Annotated in this window: 17 protein-coding genes and 2 pseudogenes; 8 read left to right on the forward strand and 11 right to left on the reverse strand. The window is 71.4% G+C overall.

Features of this window, described 5'->3' with window-relative positions; translation table 11 throughout:
* Positions 1–87: 87 nt before the first annotated feature.
* Genes ACFYTQ_RS14580 through ACFYTQ_RS14605 form a run of 6 tightly spaced genes read right to left on the reverse strand, consistent with a single transcriptional unit; the run spans position 88 to position 5,265 of the window.
* Positions 88–1,326: a cytochrome P450 gene (locus tag ACFYTQ_RS14580; RefSeq protein WP_387360687.1), complete on the reverse strand. Its 1,239-nt coding sequence runs from the start codon at positions 1,324–1,326 to the stop codon at positions 88–90.
* The gene (locus tag ACFYTQ_RS14585; protein ID WP_387360689.1) at positions 1,323–2,588 is read right to left on the reverse strand and encodes a cytochrome P450; all 1,266 of its coding nucleotides are present in this window, start codon (positions 2,586–2,588) and stop codon (positions 1,323–1,325) included. Before ACFYTQ_RS14585 ends, ACFYTQ_RS14580 begins: the two co-directional genes overlap by 4 nt.
* Entirely contained in the window at positions 2,585–3,157 is a 573-nt protein-coding gene (locus ACFYTQ_RS14590; RefSeq protein ID WP_387361298.1) for an ATP/GTP-binding protein, read from the reverse strand. Before ACFYTQ_RS14590 ends, ACFYTQ_RS14585 begins: the two co-directional genes overlap by 4 nt.
* 28 nt (positions 3,158–3,185) lie before the next feature.
* Positions 3,186–3,557: a DUF742 domain-containing protein gene (locus ACFYTQ_RS14595; RefSeq protein WP_387360691.1), complete on the reverse strand. Its 372-nt coding sequence runs from the start codon at positions 3,555–3,557 to the stop codon at positions 3,186–3,188.
* Complete coding sequence (locus ACFYTQ_RS14600) at positions 3,554–3,970, reverse strand: roadblock/LC7 domain-containing protein (RefSeq protein ID WP_387360693.1); 417 nt, start codon at positions 3,968–3,970, stop codon at positions 3,554–3,556. Before ACFYTQ_RS14600 ends, ACFYTQ_RS14595 begins: the two co-directional genes overlap by 4 nt.
* Positions 3,967–5,265 (reverse strand): sensor histidine kinase, encoded by a 1,299-nt coding sequence (locus ACFYTQ_RS14605; protein ID WP_387360695.1) that lies wholly within the window; start codon positions 5,263–5,265, stop codon positions 3,967–3,969. Before ACFYTQ_RS14605 ends, ACFYTQ_RS14600 begins: the two co-directional genes overlap by 4 nt.
* 331 nt (positions 5,266–5,596) lie before the next feature.
* On the opposite strand from ACFYTQ_RS14605, the gene ACFYTQ_RS14610 reads away from it, so the two are divergent.
* Entirely contained in the window at positions 5,597–5,971 is a 375-nt protein-coding gene (locus ACFYTQ_RS14610) for a hypothetical protein (protein WP_387360697.1), read from the forward strand.
* A 220-nt stretch (positions 5,972–6,191) separates the two neighbouring features.
* Entirely contained in the window at positions 6,192–6,848 is a 657-nt protein-coding gene (locus ACFYTQ_RS14615) for a hypothetical protein (protein ID WP_387360699.1), read from the forward strand.
* Positions 6,849–6,858: 10 nt separating this feature from the next.
* On the opposite strand, the gene ACFYTQ_RS14620 is transcribed toward ACFYTQ_RS14615, so the two are convergent.
* Positions 6,859–7,254: a DUF3224 domain-containing protein gene (locus ACFYTQ_RS14620; protein ID WP_387360701.1), complete on the reverse strand. Its 396-nt coding sequence runs from the start codon at positions 7,252–7,254 to the stop codon at positions 6,859–6,861.
* Between the two features lie 98 nt (positions 7,255–7,352).
* Positions 7,353–7,475, reverse strand: a pseudogene (locus ACFYTQ_RS14625) (antibiotic acetyltransferase); the annotation flags it as partial.
* 10 nt (positions 7,476–7,485) lie between these two features.
* On the opposite strand from ACFYTQ_RS14625, the pseudogene ACFYTQ_RS14630 reads away from it, so the two are divergent.
* Both ACFYTQ_RS14630 and ACFYTQ_RS14635 read left to right on the forward strand, forming a co-directional pair.
* Positions 7,486–7,596, forward strand: a pseudogene (locus ACFYTQ_RS14630) (DapH/DapD/GlmU-related protein); the annotation flags it as partial.
* 91 nt (positions 7,597–7,687) lie between these two features.
* Positions 7,688–8,623, forward strand: a complete 936-nt coding sequence (locus ACFYTQ_RS14635; protein WP_387360703.1) for a LysR family transcriptional regulator — start codon at positions 7,688–7,690, stop codon at positions 8,621–8,623.
* On the opposite strand, the gene ACFYTQ_RS14640 is transcribed toward ACFYTQ_RS14635, so the two are convergent.
* Positions 8,586–9,719, reverse strand: coding sequence for an FAD-dependent monooxygenase (locus ACFYTQ_RS14640; RefSeq protein ID WP_387360705.1), 1,134 nt, complete (start codon positions 9,717–9,719; stop codon positions 8,586–8,588). The two genes, ACFYTQ_RS14635 and ACFYTQ_RS14640, sit on opposite strands and share 38 nt — an antisense overlap.
* Positions 9,720–9,814: 95 nt before the next feature.
* Here ACFYTQ_RS14640 and ACFYTQ_RS14645 point away from each other — a divergent pair, with 95 nt between their 5' ends.
* From ACFYTQ_RS14645 to ACFYTQ_RS14655, 3 genes are all read left to right on the forward strand, one after another.
* On the forward strand, positions 9,815–10,558 hold the full coding sequence (locus ACFYTQ_RS14645; RefSeq protein WP_387361300.1) for a TetR family transcriptional regulator: 744 nt from the start codon (positions 9,815–9,817) through the stop codon (positions 10,556–10,558).
* A gap of 117 nt (positions 10,559–10,675) precedes the next feature.
* The gene (locus tag ACFYTQ_RS14650) at positions 10,676–13,066 is read left to right on the forward strand and encodes a glycoside hydrolase family 3 C-terminal domain-containing protein (RefSeq protein WP_387360707.1); all 2,391 of its coding nucleotides are present in this window, start codon (positions 10,676–10,678) and stop codon (positions 13,064–13,066) included.
* Positions 13,067–13,405: 339 nt separating this feature from the next.
* On the forward strand, positions 13,406–15,430 hold the full coding sequence (locus ACFYTQ_RS14655) for a neutral/alkaline ceramidase (RefSeq protein ID WP_387361302.1): 2,025 nt from the start codon (positions 13,406–13,408) through the stop codon (positions 15,428–15,430).
* A gap of 7 nt (positions 15,431–15,437) precedes the next feature.
* Here the strand turns inward: ACFYTQ_RS14655 and ACFYTQ_RS14660 are convergent, their stop codons facing one another.
* On the reverse strand, positions 15,438–16,076 hold the full coding sequence (locus tag ACFYTQ_RS14660) for a TetR/AcrR family transcriptional regulator (RefSeq protein ID WP_387360709.1): 639 nt from the start codon (positions 16,074–16,076) through the stop codon (positions 15,438–15,440).
* A gap of 54 nt (positions 16,077–16,130) precedes the next feature.
* On the opposite strand from ACFYTQ_RS14660, the gene ACFYTQ_RS14665 reads away from it, so the two are divergent.
* Positions 16,131–17,015, forward strand: coding sequence for an alpha/beta fold hydrolase (locus ACFYTQ_RS14665; protein ID WP_387360711.1), 885 nt, complete (start codon positions 16,131–16,133; stop codon positions 17,013–17,015).
* Here the strand turns inward: ACFYTQ_RS14665 and ACFYTQ_RS14670 are convergent.
* The gene (locus ACFYTQ_RS14670) at positions 16,960–17,115 is read right to left on the reverse strand and encodes a DUF6131 family protein (RefSeq protein ID WP_387360713.1); all 156 of its coding nucleotides are present in this window, start codon (positions 17,113–17,115) and stop codon (positions 16,960–16,962) included. The genes ACFYTQ_RS14665 and ACFYTQ_RS14670 overlap by 56 nt on opposite strands.
* Positions 17,116–17,131 lie beyond the last annotated feature (16 nt).

The raw sequence follows: 17,131 nt of genomic DNA on the forward strand, positions 1-17,131 counted from the left end.
CGCAGTATTGTCTACGCCGCGGAAAATGGCGACCGCGCGGTTTTCCGAATGCGAAAAGTGTTCGCTCGTACCGGATTTCGTACCGTGTCAGGCCGGGACGAGATGAATCGGGAACGCCGCGAGATCATTCTGCGTGAGCACCGGAAGATTGCCGATCTCCTCGACCGGAACCGCGAGCCGCAATTGCGGGAACCGCTCGAACAACGCGGGCAGCGCGATCGCGGCCTCCAGCCTCGCCAGCGCCGCGCCGGGGCAGATGTGCGGGCCGAAGCCGAACGACACGTGCCGATGCGCGGTCGGCCGGGTCAGGTCGTAGGCGTCGGCGTCGGGGCCGTGCACGGCGGTGTCGCGGCCGATGGCCCGGTACGACATGACCACGCCCTCGCCCTTCCCGATCACCGTCTCGCCGATGGCGATGTCCTCGGTGGCGAAGCGCATGAGCAGATGGATGACCGGGCCGTCCCAGCGCAGCGTCTCCTCGATGGCCTGCTTCCAGTCGTAGTCCCCGGCCCGCAGCCGCGCGAACTGATCCGGGTGGGTCAGCAGCGCGCGCACGGTGGTGAGGATGAGCGAGACGGTGGTCTCGTGGCCCGCGGCGACGAGCGCCTTGAGATTGCCGACCACCTCCTCCTCGGTCAGCCGCTCCCCGCCGTCGTCGGCGAGGATGAACGCGGAGGTGAGATCGTCCTGCGGCTGGGCGGTCTTCTTGCGCACCAGATCGGTGAAGTACTCGTCCAGCTCCGCGATCACGCGCAGCCGCTCGTCCTGCGGGGTGAGCAGCGAGAAGAACGCCTTGTAGGACCGGAGCAGCCAATCATGGTCGGCGCGCGGCACTCCCATGAGTTCGCTGATCACCCGCATCGGCAGTGGATAGGCGAAGACCTGCTTGAGATCCACCACGGCCCCGTCGGCCCCGGCCGCCGCGAGGTCGTCGAGCAGTTCGGCGGTGGTCCGCTCGATCACCGGGCGCAGCGCGTCGAGGCGGCGCGGCGAGAGCGCCTGGGTGGTCTTGATCCGCAGCCGCCGATGTTCGGCGCCGTCGACGGTGAACATCGACCGGCCCGCGTCGATCATGCCGATCAGCGGCCACTGCCGGGTCACCACACCGGACTGCCACAGCCCCCACGCCGAGATGTCCTTCACCAGACGCGGATCCACCAGCAGCTGCCGGGCCAGCGCGTGCGTGGTGACGGTCCAGGCAGGCACGCCCAGCAACTCGATGCGGGTCAGCGGTCCGGCCGCGCGCAGCGTCGCCGTCTCGCCCGCCAGATCGCCGATCATCGGATCGATCACCAGGGTCTCGGCATGTGGGCAGGGCGTGGTCATGGGGTACCTCCGACGGCGCGAACTGGGGTGAAACAGACTGGGAGAGAGGTCATTCCGCGCAGGAAGGGGGACGGCCGCCGGACCAGGTTCTGCGCGGGCACGGCCAGATCGATGTCGGGCAGCCGGTCCAGCAGCACCTCGATGCCGGTGCGGGCGATGATCTCGGCGATCTGCTGGGCCGGGAACGGGCAGCGGTACTCGCCGTAGCTGAACGCGAAGTGCGCGCTGTTGCCGTTGTGCGCCGGTTCCGTCCCGTCCGAGACGTGCTGGCGCACATGGGGATCGGCGTTGGCGGCGGCGAGGCCGAGCAGCAGCATATCGCCCGCGTGCACGATCTTGTCGCCGAGGCGGGTGTCGCGCGCGGCCCAGCGCCCGGCGAGGATCTGGGTGGGGGTGTCCTCCCACAGCACCTCGTTCATCGCCTGCCCGATGCTGTGCCGCCCGCCGCCCAGCGCGGCGGCGAACCGGTCGTCGGTCAGCATGAGCCGCACCGAATTCCCGATCCAGTCCGAGGTCGGCAGGTGCCCGGCGGCCGCGATCGCCATCAGGTCGAGCACGTACTCCTGATCGGTGAAGGCCATGGGGCAGGCCAGCATTCGCGAGACGAGATCGTCGCCGGGCCGCTCCTTCTTGGTGGCCACCAGGCGGCCCATCCGCTCGGCGAAGCGCAGATGCGCGGCCTGGGCGTCGGGTCCGCCGTCGGTGAAGGTCTTCATGATCCAGGCCAGTTCCGGCCCGTCCTCGTCCGGGAACCCGAGGATGCGCGCCAGCGCCAGCACCGGCAGCGGTTCGGCGAAGTCGGTCACCAGCTCGGCCTGTCCGCGCCCGCAGAACCCGTCGATCAGCCGGTCCGCGAGATCCTCGCAGGCGACGCGCAATTCGAACGGATCGACCGCGTCCAGGGCGGGTTCCACCATCGAGACGTGGCGGCGGTGCTCGGCCCCGGCGGTGTAGTAGATCGAGGGCATGGGCCGGCCGACCATGGGCAGCAGCGGCCAGTCCGCCGGAATGTGGGGCCACTGGTTCCACAGGCTCACATCGCGCGGGAACGACTCCGGATCGCTGGTCACCTGATGCAGTTCGCGATAGCCGACGACCAGCCACGCGGGCACGCCGCCGGGCAGTTCGACCGCGACCACCGGGCCGTGCTCGCGGCGCATCTCGCGGTAGAGCTGCTGCGGGTCGGTGTGGAAACGCGGGCCGCTGAGCGGGACCACGTCCGGTTCGGCCGAGGGACCGGGGGCGGGGTGCGGCAGGGTCACGACGCGATCTCCGGATTCGGTGCGGCGTTGCGGTAGAGGTGCTCGACCAGGGTGATCAACACTTGTTTGCTCGAGGTGCGCGAGCGGGCGTCGCAGCTCACCAGCGGCACGAACGGATCCAGATCGAGCGCGTCGCGCAGCTGCCCGGGCGGATAGGGCGTGCCGCCGAAGTCGTTGCACGCCACCACGAACGGCGTGTGCTGATGTTCGAGGCGGTCGACCGCGTACCAGCAGTCGGCGATGCGGCGCGGATCCACGAGCACGATGGCGCCGAGCGCGCCGGTGAACAACCGGTCCCACAGGAACCAGAACCGCTCCTGGCCCGGCGCGCCGAACAGATACAGCACATGCTCGGCGTCGAGGGTGATGCGGCCGAAGTCGAAGGCGACGGTGGTGGTCGTCTTGCCCGGTGCGCCGCTCGGATCGTCCACGCCCACACCGAGATCGGTCATGGTGGCCTCGGTGTCGAGCGGACGGATCTCGCTCACCGAGCGGACCATGGTGGTCTTGCCGACGCCGAATCCGCCCACGATGACGATCTTGAAACCGCTGTGCGCGGAGCCGGGCAGCGGCGCGTCCGAGCGGACCGGCCGCGAATCATAGCTTGCGGAGACCAACGAGCACCTTCTCGAGCGTTTCGGTATCGGGCAGCGAACTCCACGGCGCCCCAGGGGTATTCGCGGTCGCGTGCGGATGCCGCACGGTGATCTTGCCCGCGGCCAGCAGATCCGACAGCAGCACCATGGCGATGCCGACGGGCACCCGCAGCTCGGCGGCGATCTCGACCACGGCGGTGGGCGCGCGGCACATCGACAGGATCGCGCGGTGTTCGGACTGCATACCGGGCGTCGGCTCGGACTCGCTGACCACGAGGGTCACCAGATCGAACGCGTCGCTGTCGGGTCGGGAACGCCCCCCGGTCAGCGTGTACAGCCGATCGGGGTCGTCGTCGCGGCCGGGCCTGCTCACGACCGGCTCGCCCCCGGCGTTCGGGGCGCGGCGGCCAGGTGGTCGGCGAGCTGTTCGACCAGTTCGCGCATGTTGTGGCCGACCAGTCCGGCGTCGGCGTCCTCGGCCGCGACCACCGCGATGTGCGCGCCCATCCCGGCCTCCACGATGAACAGGATGCCGCCGTAGAACTCGGTCATGGACTGGCGGACCCCGGAGCGGCCGTCGCCGAATTCGACCGAGGCGCCGTGCGAGAGGCTCTGGATGCCCGCGGCGATGGCGGCCAGCTGATCGGCCTTGTCGGCGCTGAGTTCGGGGGTGTGGCAGATCTTGAGGCCATCGCTGGACAGCAGCAGCGCGTGCCGGGCGCGCGGGGTGCGCGCGAGCAACTGGTCGAGTAGCCAGCCCAGCTGTGAGGTCACGGGCAGTGTCATGAATTCTCCTCCAGGACAACGGGTTCGGCGTGCTCCGCGCGCCCGGACACCGCGCGCTGGAAGGCGCCCATCGCCGACGGGCGGACGGGAGCGGGCGCCGGGGGAGTACTCGGTCGCGGCGCCGACAGCCCCTCGGGATGCACGGCCGCGAGCGTGCTGCCGCGGCGGCGCTTGGGCAGGGCGATCTCGGCGACCGGCTCGGCGGGGACCGTGATCGGCGGCGGGGCGGGCTGCTGCCGCGCGGGCGCCGCGGGCAGGGTGAGGGTGGCGGTGGAGCCCGGGGCGCGGTCCAGGCGCACGATCAGATCGCGCGGGACGACCACCACGACGGCGGTGCCGCCGATCGCGGACGGCCGATAGGACACGGTCATGCCGTGTTTGTGGGCGAGGTGACCGACCACGGCCAGGCCGAGGCGGGTGCCGGTGAGCGAGGACAGGTCCAGGGCGCTGCCGCCGCGTTGTCCGTTCGAGGCGATGCCCGAGACCGTGCGTTCGGCGCGGGCCAGCGCGGATTCGCTCATGACCAGGCCGCTGTCCTCGATGGTGACCACGACGCCCGCGGGCACCTCGGCGGCGTAGACGTGCACCTCGGTGGTGGGCGGGGAGAAGTTGCAGGCGTTGTCGAGCAGTTCGGCGAGTGCGTGCATGACGCCCTCGGCCGCGTGTCCGGCGATGGCGATCTCGGCGACCGCGCGCAGCCGCACGCGTTGGTAGCCCGCGACGCGGCCCATCGCGCCGCGCAGAATCGATTCCATCGCAATGGGTTTCGCCCACCGGCGGCCCGAACGCGCGCCGGAGAGCACGGCGATGGAGTCGGCCAGGCGGCCCGCCTGCGCGGTGCGGTGATCGAGTTGCAGCAGATCGGCCAGGACGGTGGGATCGGCGTGGCGGTGTTCCATCTCGCGCAGTTCGGCGAGCATGCTCGTCATCATCGCCTGCATGCGCCCGGCGGCGTTGGCGAAGGCGGCCATGGCCGCGGTGCGGCGGGCGTCGCTGGTCTTGGTCTCGCGGACCTGGGCCGCGGCGGCGTCGCGGGCGGCGGCCAGCGCGGCCGCCGCCTCCCCGGCGCGGGCCTCGCCGAGCCGATGGGCCGCGGCGAGCGCGGCGCGGGCCTCGCCCACGGCGAAGCGCAGCCGCACGACCTCGGCGATCGCGACGCACAGCAGCAGCGCCGCGACGCCGCCGCCGATGGCCAGCGGGAGGCGGACCGAGTCGGGGGCGAGCAGGGCGGACACCGCCACGACGGTCGCGGCGAGCACCGCGCAGAACAGGAAGGTGAGCGTGACCCGGGCCACCACGGCTCCGCCGCGGGTACGACCCCCCTCGGGTGTGTGCACAGGTCCTGACACGTTCCGCACTCTCGCATTCCCGACGCCCGCAGCTCCCCCGAATCGTGGACCGCGGACGGGCGGGCCGAAACACGTGCGCTGCCAGGCTCTTTCGAATTTCGGCACGAGCATAACCGGACGGCACCGCAGCCGCTACCCGAACCGGTCGCCCCCTAAACCTCGCAGGGGTAGGGGATTCGGGCGTGCCCGCGGCCGGCGTCTCGTGCGACCGCCGACGAGCACAACAGGCGGAGACGACCCGGTGTTTGCCGGGACGATGCGCGGGAACGACGCAGACATGAACGATCGAGGCCAGCCCGACGAGGACATGTTGGATTCCACCGAGAGCCTGGACTCCGACGAGGTGCGCAACCGCGACGGCGACGCCGTGGTCGATCCGCCCGACGACTGGACCGGCGTGGACCGGTACGGGATGACGTCGCGCGAACAGCGGGAGGGGGAGCCGCTGGCCGACCGGCTCGCGCAGGAGGAGCCGGACGTGGGGGAGCGGCGGCGGCCGGTCGAGGACGAGGATTCGGGAACCGGTGTCGAGGGGTTGGACGAGGTGCGGCCCGATACGCGGGGGCACGACGCCTCGCCGACGCGCGAGCACGCCGGACAGATCGACGGGACGCCGGAGGACGGGGAGTCCTTCTTTCCCGTCGAGGAGTGAGGGCGGTCGCCGAAACCTCTCCCGTCTCTCGCGCCGCAAAACCTACCGGGAGTTCCGGACCTGGGCGTGAATTCCGGCCCGGGTGGGTAACTTTCATCGAAATCATGCCTTCGACTTGGGCATTCACCCAGCGGACCGGACGCCGATATGCAATGTTGTTAGCGCCCAACCTGATAGCGCTGCGGCGGGACGGAATCGCGAAAGGGGGTGCGGCGAGGCCATGTCGTCGGAGACCGAATTCAGCGGCTCGCGTCGTGCCGGGAGGATGCGGGCCGCCGCCCCGGTGAAAACGGTGTGGCCCGGCATGATTCCCCCGCCCCAGCCCCGTCGCCGCCACGCCCTGCCGACCGCCCGCCGCGGCCGCCGCGTGCTGTTCGGTTCGTTCGCCATGATCGGCACCGCGGCGGTCGCGGGCGGGGTCGCGCTGGCGCGCGCCGAGATGCACGTGCAGCAGGCCGTTCCCGAGGCACTGGTCAGAACCGGCGACATCGGCCTGGGCGGCGCCCCCGGCTGCGACCCCACCCGTACCCCGGATCTGGTGCGCGGCAACGGCGTCGGCTCCACCGCCTCGGGGCCCGACGCCATTCTCGCCTTCCAGCACGCCTACTACGTCGCCCGCTCCGGCGCGCTCGCCCGCACCGTCACCACGCCCGACGCCTGGGTCTCCCCGCCCCAGGTCATCGATCTGGGCATCGCCACGATTCCCGCGGGCACCCACCACTGCGTGGAGATCACCCCCGTTCCCGACGGCCGGTTCGATGTGCGGGTGACCGAATCGCGTCCGGATCAGACGAGCCGCGTGTACCGCCAGATCGTCACCACCACAACGCAATCCGATGTCACGCTGATCACCCGGATCGATATTCCGCCGCGCTGAGCTCCGGTGCTCAGAGCGTGTAGGTGAGGGTCAGGACCTCCCGGCGGTCCTCGACGGCCCGCCCCGAGATCGCGGCCAGCTCGCCCGTGCCGGAGCCGGGGACGATGGCGCCGAAGGTGCTCTGGGAGGTTCCCTCGGCGAGGCCGCCGTGCTGGATGACGAAGGTTCCTCGGCGTCCGTCGAGAACGCCCTCGATCCGCTCGGAGGCCACGAATCCCGCGCCGGAATCACCTTGGGCGGTAAGCACTTCCACCACACCGGTGCCCTCGAGGACGCCTTCGTAGCGTTTGCGGATCCGCACCCGGGTCAGTTTCGGCCCGGCCTGCGGGTGGTCGTAGATCGTCTCGTCGAATTCGACGATGCGGAACGGTGCTTCGGCGGTCCGCGCTTCATGTGTCTCGGTCATTGCGCGAGCTCCTGTTCGAGTCGGTGATCGGCGGCGATGCGCGCGATCTCGGCGGGGGTTCCGGCCATGATGGTCCGGGCGTGCTCGGTGACGAGTTCCACCGGCCAGTCCCACCAGGCCGCGCGGCGCAGGGCGGCGATGTCGTCGTCGGCGAAGCGCCGCCGGATCGGGCGCGCGGGATTGCCGCCGACGATCGTGTAGGGCGCGACGTCGGCGGTGACCACGGACGCCATGCCCAGCCGCGGGGACACGGTGATCGGCAACGACGTCTGGCTGGGCCACCAATCCACCGTCCTGCCCGGGGCCACCCTCGGCGACGGCGCGATCGTCGCGGCCGGGTCGGATGCGGGGTCGTCGGATTCGGTGCCACGCGAGCCAGTCTGGTCGCCGCGCGACCCCCGAAAAAGGAGCGTTCGCGCATCGGATTGTTAACGTGGGGCTTCACGGTGTGGAGGTGTGGGTGGAACTGCGGGATATCGAGATCTTCCTGACGTTGGCGACCGAACTGCACTTCGGCCGCACCGCCGAGCGCCTGCACATCAGCACGGCGCGGGTGAGTCAGGCGATCCGGAAGCAGGAACGCGGGATCGGGGGCCGGCTGTTCGAGCGGACCACGCGCACGGTGCGGCTCACACCGCTGGGGGAACAGTTGCGGCGCGAGCTGTCGGTGGGATACCGGCAGATCATGGCGGGTGTCGAGAGCGTCTCCGCCGCCGCGCGCGGCTTGGCGGGTGTGTTGACGCTGGGCACGATGGGTCCGCACGGGGCGGCGCTCGCCGACGGCATCGATCTGTTCCGCGCGCGCCACCCCGGGGTGGAGATCCGCCATCGCGAGATCCAGCCGTCCGGCCCGCTGGACGCGCTGCGGTCTGGCGAGGTGGATATCGCGCTGGTGTGGCTGCCGGTGCGGGAGTCGGATCTCACCGTCGGTCCCGTCACCCACACCTCTCCGGTGCTGTTGATGGTCGACGCCGCGCATCCCTTCGCCGCCCGCGACGCGATCACCCGGGAGGATCTCGGCGACTGTGTCGTGGTCGCGGGCGGTTCGATTCCCGCGTACATGGAGGAGGTTCTCAACCCGTTCCACACCCCGTCGGGCAAGCCGATCGGGCGCGGCCCGCGCGTCGACACCCTGCACGAGTTGTTCAACGCGGTGGCGGCGGGCCGATGCGTGGCCGCCGTCTCCGGCGAGGCGGCCGACTTCTACCCGTGGCCCGGACTGGCATTCGTCCCGATCCGCGACGCGCCGCCCTGCCGATGGGCCCTCGTGTGGCGCACCGCCGCCGAGGGCCCGTTGCTCCGGGCGTTCGCCGACGCGGTCTCCCTCGACGCTACGCACCGAGCGGTCGGGGCATCGGAAGGCGCGTGAGGACATTGCGAAACACGATGCCGCCGTGGGTTTTCGGGATCATGAGGCGGAGGTTGGGACCGAGCCGCTGCTTGGTGCGGGTGAGGGGGAGATGGGTGGCGGTGTAGCGCGGGAAGGCTCGCTGGTGGTCGCCGTCGGCGGCGGTGAGGGCGGCGGCGAGGCGGTCGGCACCGACGAGGGCCAGTTCGGCACCGGCGCCGGAGGCGGGGGAGGGCGAGTAGGCGGCGTCGCCGACGAGGGCGACGCGGCCGGTGGACCAGGCGGACATGCGGATCTGGGTGAGGGAGTCGAAGTACAGGTCGGGGTCGGCGAGGACGCCGTCGAGGAGGCGGGGGATCTGCCAGGCGGTGCGGTGCCCGAAATGCCGGGTGAGTAGCAGGTGGGCGGTGGCGGGATCGCGCGGGTCGAGGTCCAGCCGCGGACTGCGGAACATGAAGTACGCCTTGGCCTGTGGGTGGTTGCCCGACCGGTAGAGACCGGCCATCGCGCCGGGGGCGTTGTACATGGTGACCCAGCGATCGGGCCCCAGGCTCGCGTCGGCGTCGCCGAAGGCGAAATAGTGGCCCATGTGGCGGGCGTGGTCGCGCTCGGGGCCGAAGGCCAGGCGGCGGACCCGGGAATGCAGTCCGTCCGCGCCGATCACGAGGTCGAAGCGTTCCGCCGCGGCGTGCTCGAAGGTGACGGTGACCCCGTCGCGGTCCTGCTCCAGGGTCTCGATCGAATCGCCGAAGCGGTATTCCACAGCGCCGCTGCCGATCTCGTGCAGGAGCTCGATCAGATCGCCCCGCATGATCTCCACATCGGCGGCGGGCTCATCCCCGGGCCGGCGCAGCCGCACCTCCGAGACGCGTGCCCCGGCCGCGTCGACGAACCGCATCCCGAGCACATCGGCCCCCGCCGCCCGCACGCGCGCCAGGATGCCCATGCGCTCGCCGACCTCGAGGGCCTCGTCGCGAATGTCGACCCCCTGACCGCCGCGGCGCAGCGTCCCGGCCCGTTCCACGATGGTCGGCCGGAAACCGTTGCGCGCCAACAGATATCCCAGCGCTTGCCCGGCGATGCCCGCGCCGGAGATCAGTACCCGTTCGTTCCGCATGACGACTCCTTGTCTCAAAAAGTCTGACCGTTGGTCAGTGATTCGACTGTAGGCTCCTGACCGATGGTCAGTCAAGGGGTAGGATCGGCGTCGTGATGGATGATTCGCGCGCTCGTATCCTGCGGACCGCGCTCGAGCTGTTCGCCGAGCGCGGCGCCCACGCGGTGTCGGTCCGGGAGATCGCCGAGGGGGTGGGTCTGACGAAAACCGCCGTGCTGTACCACTTTCCGAGCAAGTCGCACATCCTCGCCGCGCTCGTGGAGCCGCTGCTGACCGAGAGCGAGGCCGTCGTCGAGGCCGCGCGGGCGATCGAGGATCCGGCGGCCCGCGGCTGGGCGGTCCTCGAGGCGCTCGTGGACGTCTGGCTCTCGCACGCCCGGCTGTTGCGCGTCCACCTGCGCGACCAGTCGCTGTCCGAGGACGCGGAGACCTTCGCGCGCATGCGCGACCTGGCCGTCTCGGTCCAGGAGCTCCTCGCCGGGCCCGCCCCGGAGCTGGTCGATCGCGTCCGGGCCGCGCAGGTCTACGCGGCGTTGAGCGACCCGATCGTCTTCTTTGCCGACCAGCCCCGCGACGCGCTGCGCGCCGCCGTCCTCGACGGCGCCCGCCGCCTCCTCGGCACCACGGCCCCGGTGTCCGGCGGTATTCCCGCGCCGCCCCGAATATTCTCCGCCGCAACGGATTCCGCGCGTCGCGGCCGTCCCGGTGTGGTGACCGACGAGATGGTCCGAGCCGCCCGCCGCCGCCGCGCGTCGGGAGAGTCCATCGCGGACATCGCCGCCGGGCTCGGCGTCTCCCGCGCCACGCTCTACCGGCGTCTCGCCGCGGAGTCTCGATAACGATCCGAATTTCGAGACTCCCGGGTGTTGCTGCCCGGCTCCGCGCCGATCCCTCGGTAGCCTCGGGATGGCCTACCGAGTGGTCGGTCGGGGATGGACGCGACGGCAGGAGTATGCGTGGACGAGTCGGTCGATCGGGTGGTTGCGGGGATGGGGCTGGCCGAGAAGGTGCGGTTGATCTCCGGGGCGGGATTGTTCCGGATGGCGGGGGACGCGCGGGTGGGGTTGCGGGAGATGGTGATCTCCGACGGGCCCACCGGGGTGCGGGGGGAGGACTGGGACGAGCGGGATCCGTCGGTGAGTCTGCCCTCGGGGACCGCGCTGGCGGCGACCTGGGATCGGGAGTTGCTGGCCGAGGTGGGGGCGCTGATCGCGGCGGAGGCGCGGCGCAAGGATGTGTACGCGGTGCTGGGGCCGACCGTGAATCTGCACCGATCTCCCTTGGGCGGCAGGCATTTCGAGTGCTACTCCGAGGATCCGATGCTGACCGCGGAGATGGCCGTGGCCTACGTGGCGGCGGTGCAGCGGCACGGGGTGGGGGCCTGTCCCAAGCATTTCGTGGCCAATGATTCGGAGACGGACCGGTTCACCGTGGACGTGCGGGTGGACGAGCGGGCCCTGCGGGAGCTGTATCTGTATCCGTTCGAACGCGCCGTGGCGGCGGGGGCGTGGATGGTGATGGCGGCCTACAACTCCGTCGCCGGGGTCACCATGACCGAGAACCCGCTGCTGGACGAACCACTCAAGGGCAGTTGGGGATTCGACGGCGTGGTGGTCTCGGACTGGACGGCCGTGCGCAGCACCGAGGGCGCGGCCCGCGGCACCGACCTCTGCATGCCCGGCCCGCCGATGCTGTGGGGTGACCCCCTCGAACAGGCGGTGCGCGCGGGCGCCGTGCCGGAATCCGCCATCGACGACAAGGTCCGCCGCATCCTGCGGTTCGCCGCCCGCGTCGGCGGACTGCGCGACAAGCCCGCTCCGACACCGGCTTTCACCGACGAACAGGCCCAGGCCCTCGTCCGCCGGGTCGCCGCCGACGCCATGGTGCTGGTCCGCAACGACGGCGTCCTGCCGCTGCCCCCGGGCGCCGGGATCGCCCTGCTCGGTCCCGGCGCGGCCGAACCGCGGCTGATGGGCGGCGGCAGCGCCACGGTCATCCCGAGCCACGTCACCACCCCGCTCGACGGGCTCAAAGGCGTTGTGCCCGTGGTGCATACGCCCGGCGTCCGGGTCACCGACACACTCGCCCCGGCACCGCTCGAACTGCTCACCGATCCGGACACCGGCACCCCCGGCCTGAGCCTGCGCTACCTCGACGGCCACGCGATCATCGACACCCAGCACCGCCTCGCGGGCGGCCTCGTCCTGTTCGGCGACCCGGCCGCCGCCCGCGCCACCACCCTCGAACTGCGCGCCCGCCTGCGCGCCGACGCCGACGGCGAGTGGCGGATCGGTACCGGCGCGCTCGGCCACGTCCGGCTCGACCTCGACGGGGAGACCGCCGTCGACGAGACGCTGACCCCGTCGGGCTCGGATTTCCTTGCCGCCCTGCTGGATCCGCCGCAGCGCGCGGTCACCCGCACCCTGCACGCCGGACAGGACGTGGACGTCCGGATCACCATCGACGTCCCCGATCCCGTCCCGGGCCTGGGCGTCCTGCTCGGCGTCGCGCTCGTCGCCGACCGCCCCCGCCGCGACGAGCGGGCGGAATTCGACGCCGCCGTCGAGGCCGCCCGGCACGCCGAGGCCGCGGTGGTCGTCGTCGGCACCACCGAACTCATCGAGAGCGAGGGCGTCGACCGCACCACACTGCGCCTGCCCGGCCGTCAGGACGAGCTGGTCGCCGCCGTGGCGGCCGTGAATCCCCGGACCGTCGTCGTCGTGAATTCCGGTGCGCCCGTGGAGATGCCGTGGCGCGACGACGTGGCCGCGGTGCTGCTGACGTGGTTCCCGGGCCAGGAGTTCGGCGCGGCCCTCGCCGACGTGCTGACCGGCGCCCGCGAACCCGGCGGCCGCCTGCCCACCACCTGGCCCGCGACCATGGCCGATGTCCCGGTGCTGAACACCACCCCGGACGCGGACGGCGTCCTGTGCTACGCGGAGGGCATCCATATCGGTTATCGCGCCTGGCTGCGCGCGGGCGTCGAGCCCGCCTACCCGTTCGGGCACGGAATCGGCTATACCACATGGCGTTTGAGCGACCTCTCGGCGACCGCCGACACCGCGACCCTCACCGTCGCCAATACCGGCGACCGACACGGCAAACAGGTCGTGCAGGCGTACCTGTCCCGTTCCGAGAGCGCGATCGACCGTCCGGTGCGCTGGCTCGCCGCCTTCGCGACCCTCACCCTCGGCCCGGGGGAATCGCGCGAGATCGCCATCGCCCTGCCGCACCGCGCCTTCGAACACTGGACCGCCGACGGGTGGGCGACCGAACCGGGAACCTTCACCCTGCACGTCGGCACCTCCGTCGCCGATCTGCCGCTCACCGTCGACATCGCCCGATAGCACACCCCTGGCGTACCGTCACTGAGAATGCGCTGACAATCGCCCGCGAAACCCGTGAGAGTGTGGGTCGGGTCATTGTGAGTCCGGCTGGGCGGCTGTAGGTTTCGACGCGTCGCCTGGCGCACCAGGGCCGTGCCAGGCGACGCCCGTGAGGGCGGCCGCCCGGCCGGATCCTTCCGATCCGGCCGGGCGGCCACATCTTTCGGGGATGATCGTTCGCGGCTCGTGCGCTGGCGTACTGGACGAGTGACCAGTACGCTTCGCCGAATCAGGTATTCGCAAGCGACGGCGACGTCCCCGGAACCCTCAGGAGCACATGTGACGTTCTCCCGGCGAACGATGCTGGCCGCCGGCGCGGGCGCGGTGCTGGCCGCGCGCGTGCCCGTGACGGCCGGGGCGAGCCCGGACGGGCAGGACTATCTGATCGGCTGCGGCATGGCCGATGTCACCGGGGCGGTCGCCGGGCAGGGCATGATGGGCTACTCCGAACTCGACCAGGTGGCCACCGGCCTGCTCATGCGCTGCTGGGCGCGGGCCTACGTGATCGTCGACCGGGCCACCGGCGACCGCGTCGCGTTCGTGACCGCCGATATCGCCTGCCTGTTCCAGTCGGTGCACCAAGCCGTGCTGCGGAGGCTGGCCGAGCGCTTCGGCGGGCTGTATACCGAACGCAACGTGAATCTCAACGCCACCCACAACCACAACTCCTGCGGCGGCACCGCCCGGGAGTACGCGTATTCGCTTGCGGCGTACGGCTTCCAGCGGAACTCGCACGACGCCGAGGTGGACGGCATCGTGGCCGCGATCGCCGCCGCGCACGAGCGGCTCGCCCCGGGCGCCCTGCTGCTCGGGCGCGGCGAACTGCGCGACGCGTCGGCCAATCGCTCCCGCTCGGCCTTCGATCTGAATCCACCGGAGGACACCGCGGAGTTCCCCGACGGCATCGACCCCGCGGTCACCGTGCTGCGGCTGCGGCAGGGCGGCCGCGACGTCGGCGCGATCACCTGGTTCGCCACCCACGGCACCTCCCTGACCGACCACAACACCCTCATCTCCGCCGACAACAAGGGTTACGCGAGCTACCGCTGGGAGCACGACGAGATGGGCGTGCGGCACCTCGACGGGCCGCCCGCCTTCGTCGCGGCGTTCGCCCAGACCAACCCGGGCGACATCACCCCGAATCTCGCCGTGACCCCCTGGCATCCGACCGGCCCGACCGGCGACAACCGCGCCGACTGCGCGCTGCTCGGCGAACGCCAATACCAGTGCGCGCGTGCGGCTTTCGCGTCCGCGCGACCCATGGCGAGCGGCGGGGTGGACACCGCGCTGCGCTATGTGAACATGGCCGACACCGCCGTCGACGGCGACTACACCCCCGACGGCAGACCCGCGCGCACCACCCCGGCCATGATGGGCGCCGCGGCGGCGGCCACCAGTTCCGAGGACAACTGGAAGACCCAGCTGCCGTTCCTGTTCGAGGGCGAGCGCAATCCCGTGGTCGCCGCGCTCGGCGGGACGGACGCGCCGATCGAGCAGTGGATGCGCGACGCGCAGTCGCCCAAGCTCATCGTCGCGCCGCTCGGGGTGCTGCCGCCGCGGCCGTGGGTGCCGCAGGTGGTGCCGATCCAGATCGTGCGGCTCGGCGAACTCGTCCTGGCCTGCGGCCCGGCCGAATACACGGTGGTCTCCGGGCTGCGGATCCGGCGCGTGGTCGCCCGCGCGCTCGGCACATCCATCGACAACGTGCTCGTCCAGGGCTACGCCAACGGCTACTGCGGCTACGTCACCACCCCCGAGGAGTACACCGCGCAGCAGTACGAGGGCGGGGAGACGCTGTTCGGGCGCTGGACCCTCTCGGCGTACCTCCAGGAGTTCGACCGCCTCGCGCGCGCGGTGGCGGCCCGCATCGATCCCGGCCGCGGCCCGGCGCCCCTGGACTGGACGGACGGACCGCAGCCGAATCTGCTGCCGCCCGTGCCGCCGGACGAGCCCGTCGCCGGATACGCCTTCGGCGCGGTCGTGGCCGCGCCCGCCACCGGCTACCCGCCGGGCGCGACCGCGTCGGTCACCTTCTGCGGCGGCCACCCCAACAACGACTTCCACAGCGGCGGAACGTATTTCGAGGTGCGACGCGGCGAGGGCGACGACTGGCGACGCGTGCACGACGACAACGACTGGTGCACCGAACTGCACTGGTCCCGCCCCGACGGCCAGCCCGCGGCCTCCCTGATCCGCATCGACTGGACCATCCCGCCGACGACCCCGCCCGGCCGCTACCGCGTCGAGTACTTCGGGGATCTGCGCGACGCGGCCGGGACGCGCACGCCGATCCGCGGCGTCTCGCCCGAATTCACGGTCGGCTGAGGGCCGCTCACCGGGTTCGCTCGCCGACGTCTGCCCCCGGCTCTGGCGTCTTTCCGGCGGACCCGCGACCGGTCATGCTGTCCACGTGGGCGGCCAGCGCCCGCCCGGCCGCGTGGAGGGGAGTGGCCGAGCGCAGCGTCCGGCTGAGGATGAACGCCCCCTCGAGCGCGCTGAGCATGGCGATCAGCAGTTCGCGGGCCACCTCGGGGCTCAGCCCGCGCCGCACGAAATACGCAGTGCCCTGGTCGATCCACGACGTGATCACCTCGGCGGCCACCTCGCGCAGCGCGGGCTCGCTGTCCGCGATCTCGCCCGCGACCGTGCCGACCGGGCACATGTTCATCCAGCCCGACCGCTCGAGATCCTCGGCCGCGGCGGCGAACGCGGCCGGAATCGCCTCGCGCAGATCGTCGTACGGGTCCATCAGCAGCGGTAGCAACTGGATGTAGACCGCGCCGCTGGTGCGCAACGCGGCCGCCGCGACCTGCTGCTTGCCCTCGGGGAAATGGTGATAGAGCGAGCCGATGGGCGCGCCCGCCGCGGCGGTGAGCTGCTTGACGCTGGTGGCGGCGTACCCCTGCCGCCGCATGAGCTCCGTCGCGGCGGTGAGGAATCGATCCCGGGTGGTTGACACGTTCTCCGCCATACCCCCACACTAGAACATACGCTCTAGAGTGATCGTTCTAGGAGGAGGTGGGCCATGCCGGTGGTCGAGGTGACGGCGGGACGGGTGCATTACGTCGAACACGGCGACGGGCCGCCGGTGGTGCTGCTGCACGGGCTGCTGATGGATCACACCGTGTGGGATCGGGTGCTGCCCTTGCTGCCCGGCGGCTTCCGGTACGTGCGGCCGGTGCTGCCGCTGGGCGCGCATCCGGAGCCGATGCGCCCCGACGCCGATCTGAGTCTGCGCGGGCTGTGCGGGGTGATCGCGGATTTCCTTGCGGCGCTGGACCTTCGGGACGTCACGCTGGTGCACAGCGATTGGGGCGGCGGATTGTTCCTCACCGCGTACGGACTGGATGAGCGGGTGGGGCGGCTGATCGTGCTGCCCTGCGAGGCGTTCGATAATTTCCCGCCCGGCCTGCCCGGCAAGCTGGCGGTCCTGGCCGCACGAGTGCCGGGGGGACTCACCTTGGCGGTGCGGCAGTTGCGAATTCGATGGTTGCGGGAGACGCCGCTGCTGTTCGGTTGGATGGCGCGCACCTCGCTGCCGGACGAGCTGGTGCGCGGCTGGACCGAACCGGGGCTGCGCGACCGGCGCGTCCTGCGCGATGTGCGCAAGTACGGGCGGACGCTGACCGCGGCGGCCGAGCTGATCGCGAATACCGAAGCGCTGCGCGGGTTCTCGGGGGAGGCATTGGTGTTGTGGTCGTCCGCGGGCAAGGTCATGCCACGCGAACACGGCCCCCGGTTGGCAGGTCTGCTGCCCGGGGGCCGTCTCGTCGAGATCGACGACGCCTACGTGCTATCGATGATCGATCAGCCCGAGGCCGTCGCCGGGGCGATGGCCGACTTCCTGGTCGGCACTAGTAATACCAGCGTCGACCCCCGACCGGGCGGCCGACCGCGCCCAGCAGGATGAGGATCGCGCCGATGACGGCGAGGATGATGCCGATCGTGGTGAGGATCGGAAGGCCGAGCAGATAGCCCGCGATGATGAGCAGAATTCCAGCGATGATCATGATGTACTCCGGGTCC

Origin of the sequence: Nocardia sp. NPDC004068 (assembly GCF_042874315.1) — a bacterium.
Lineage (GTDB): Bacteria > Actinomycetota > Actinomycetes > Mycobacteriales > Mycobacteriaceae > Nocardia.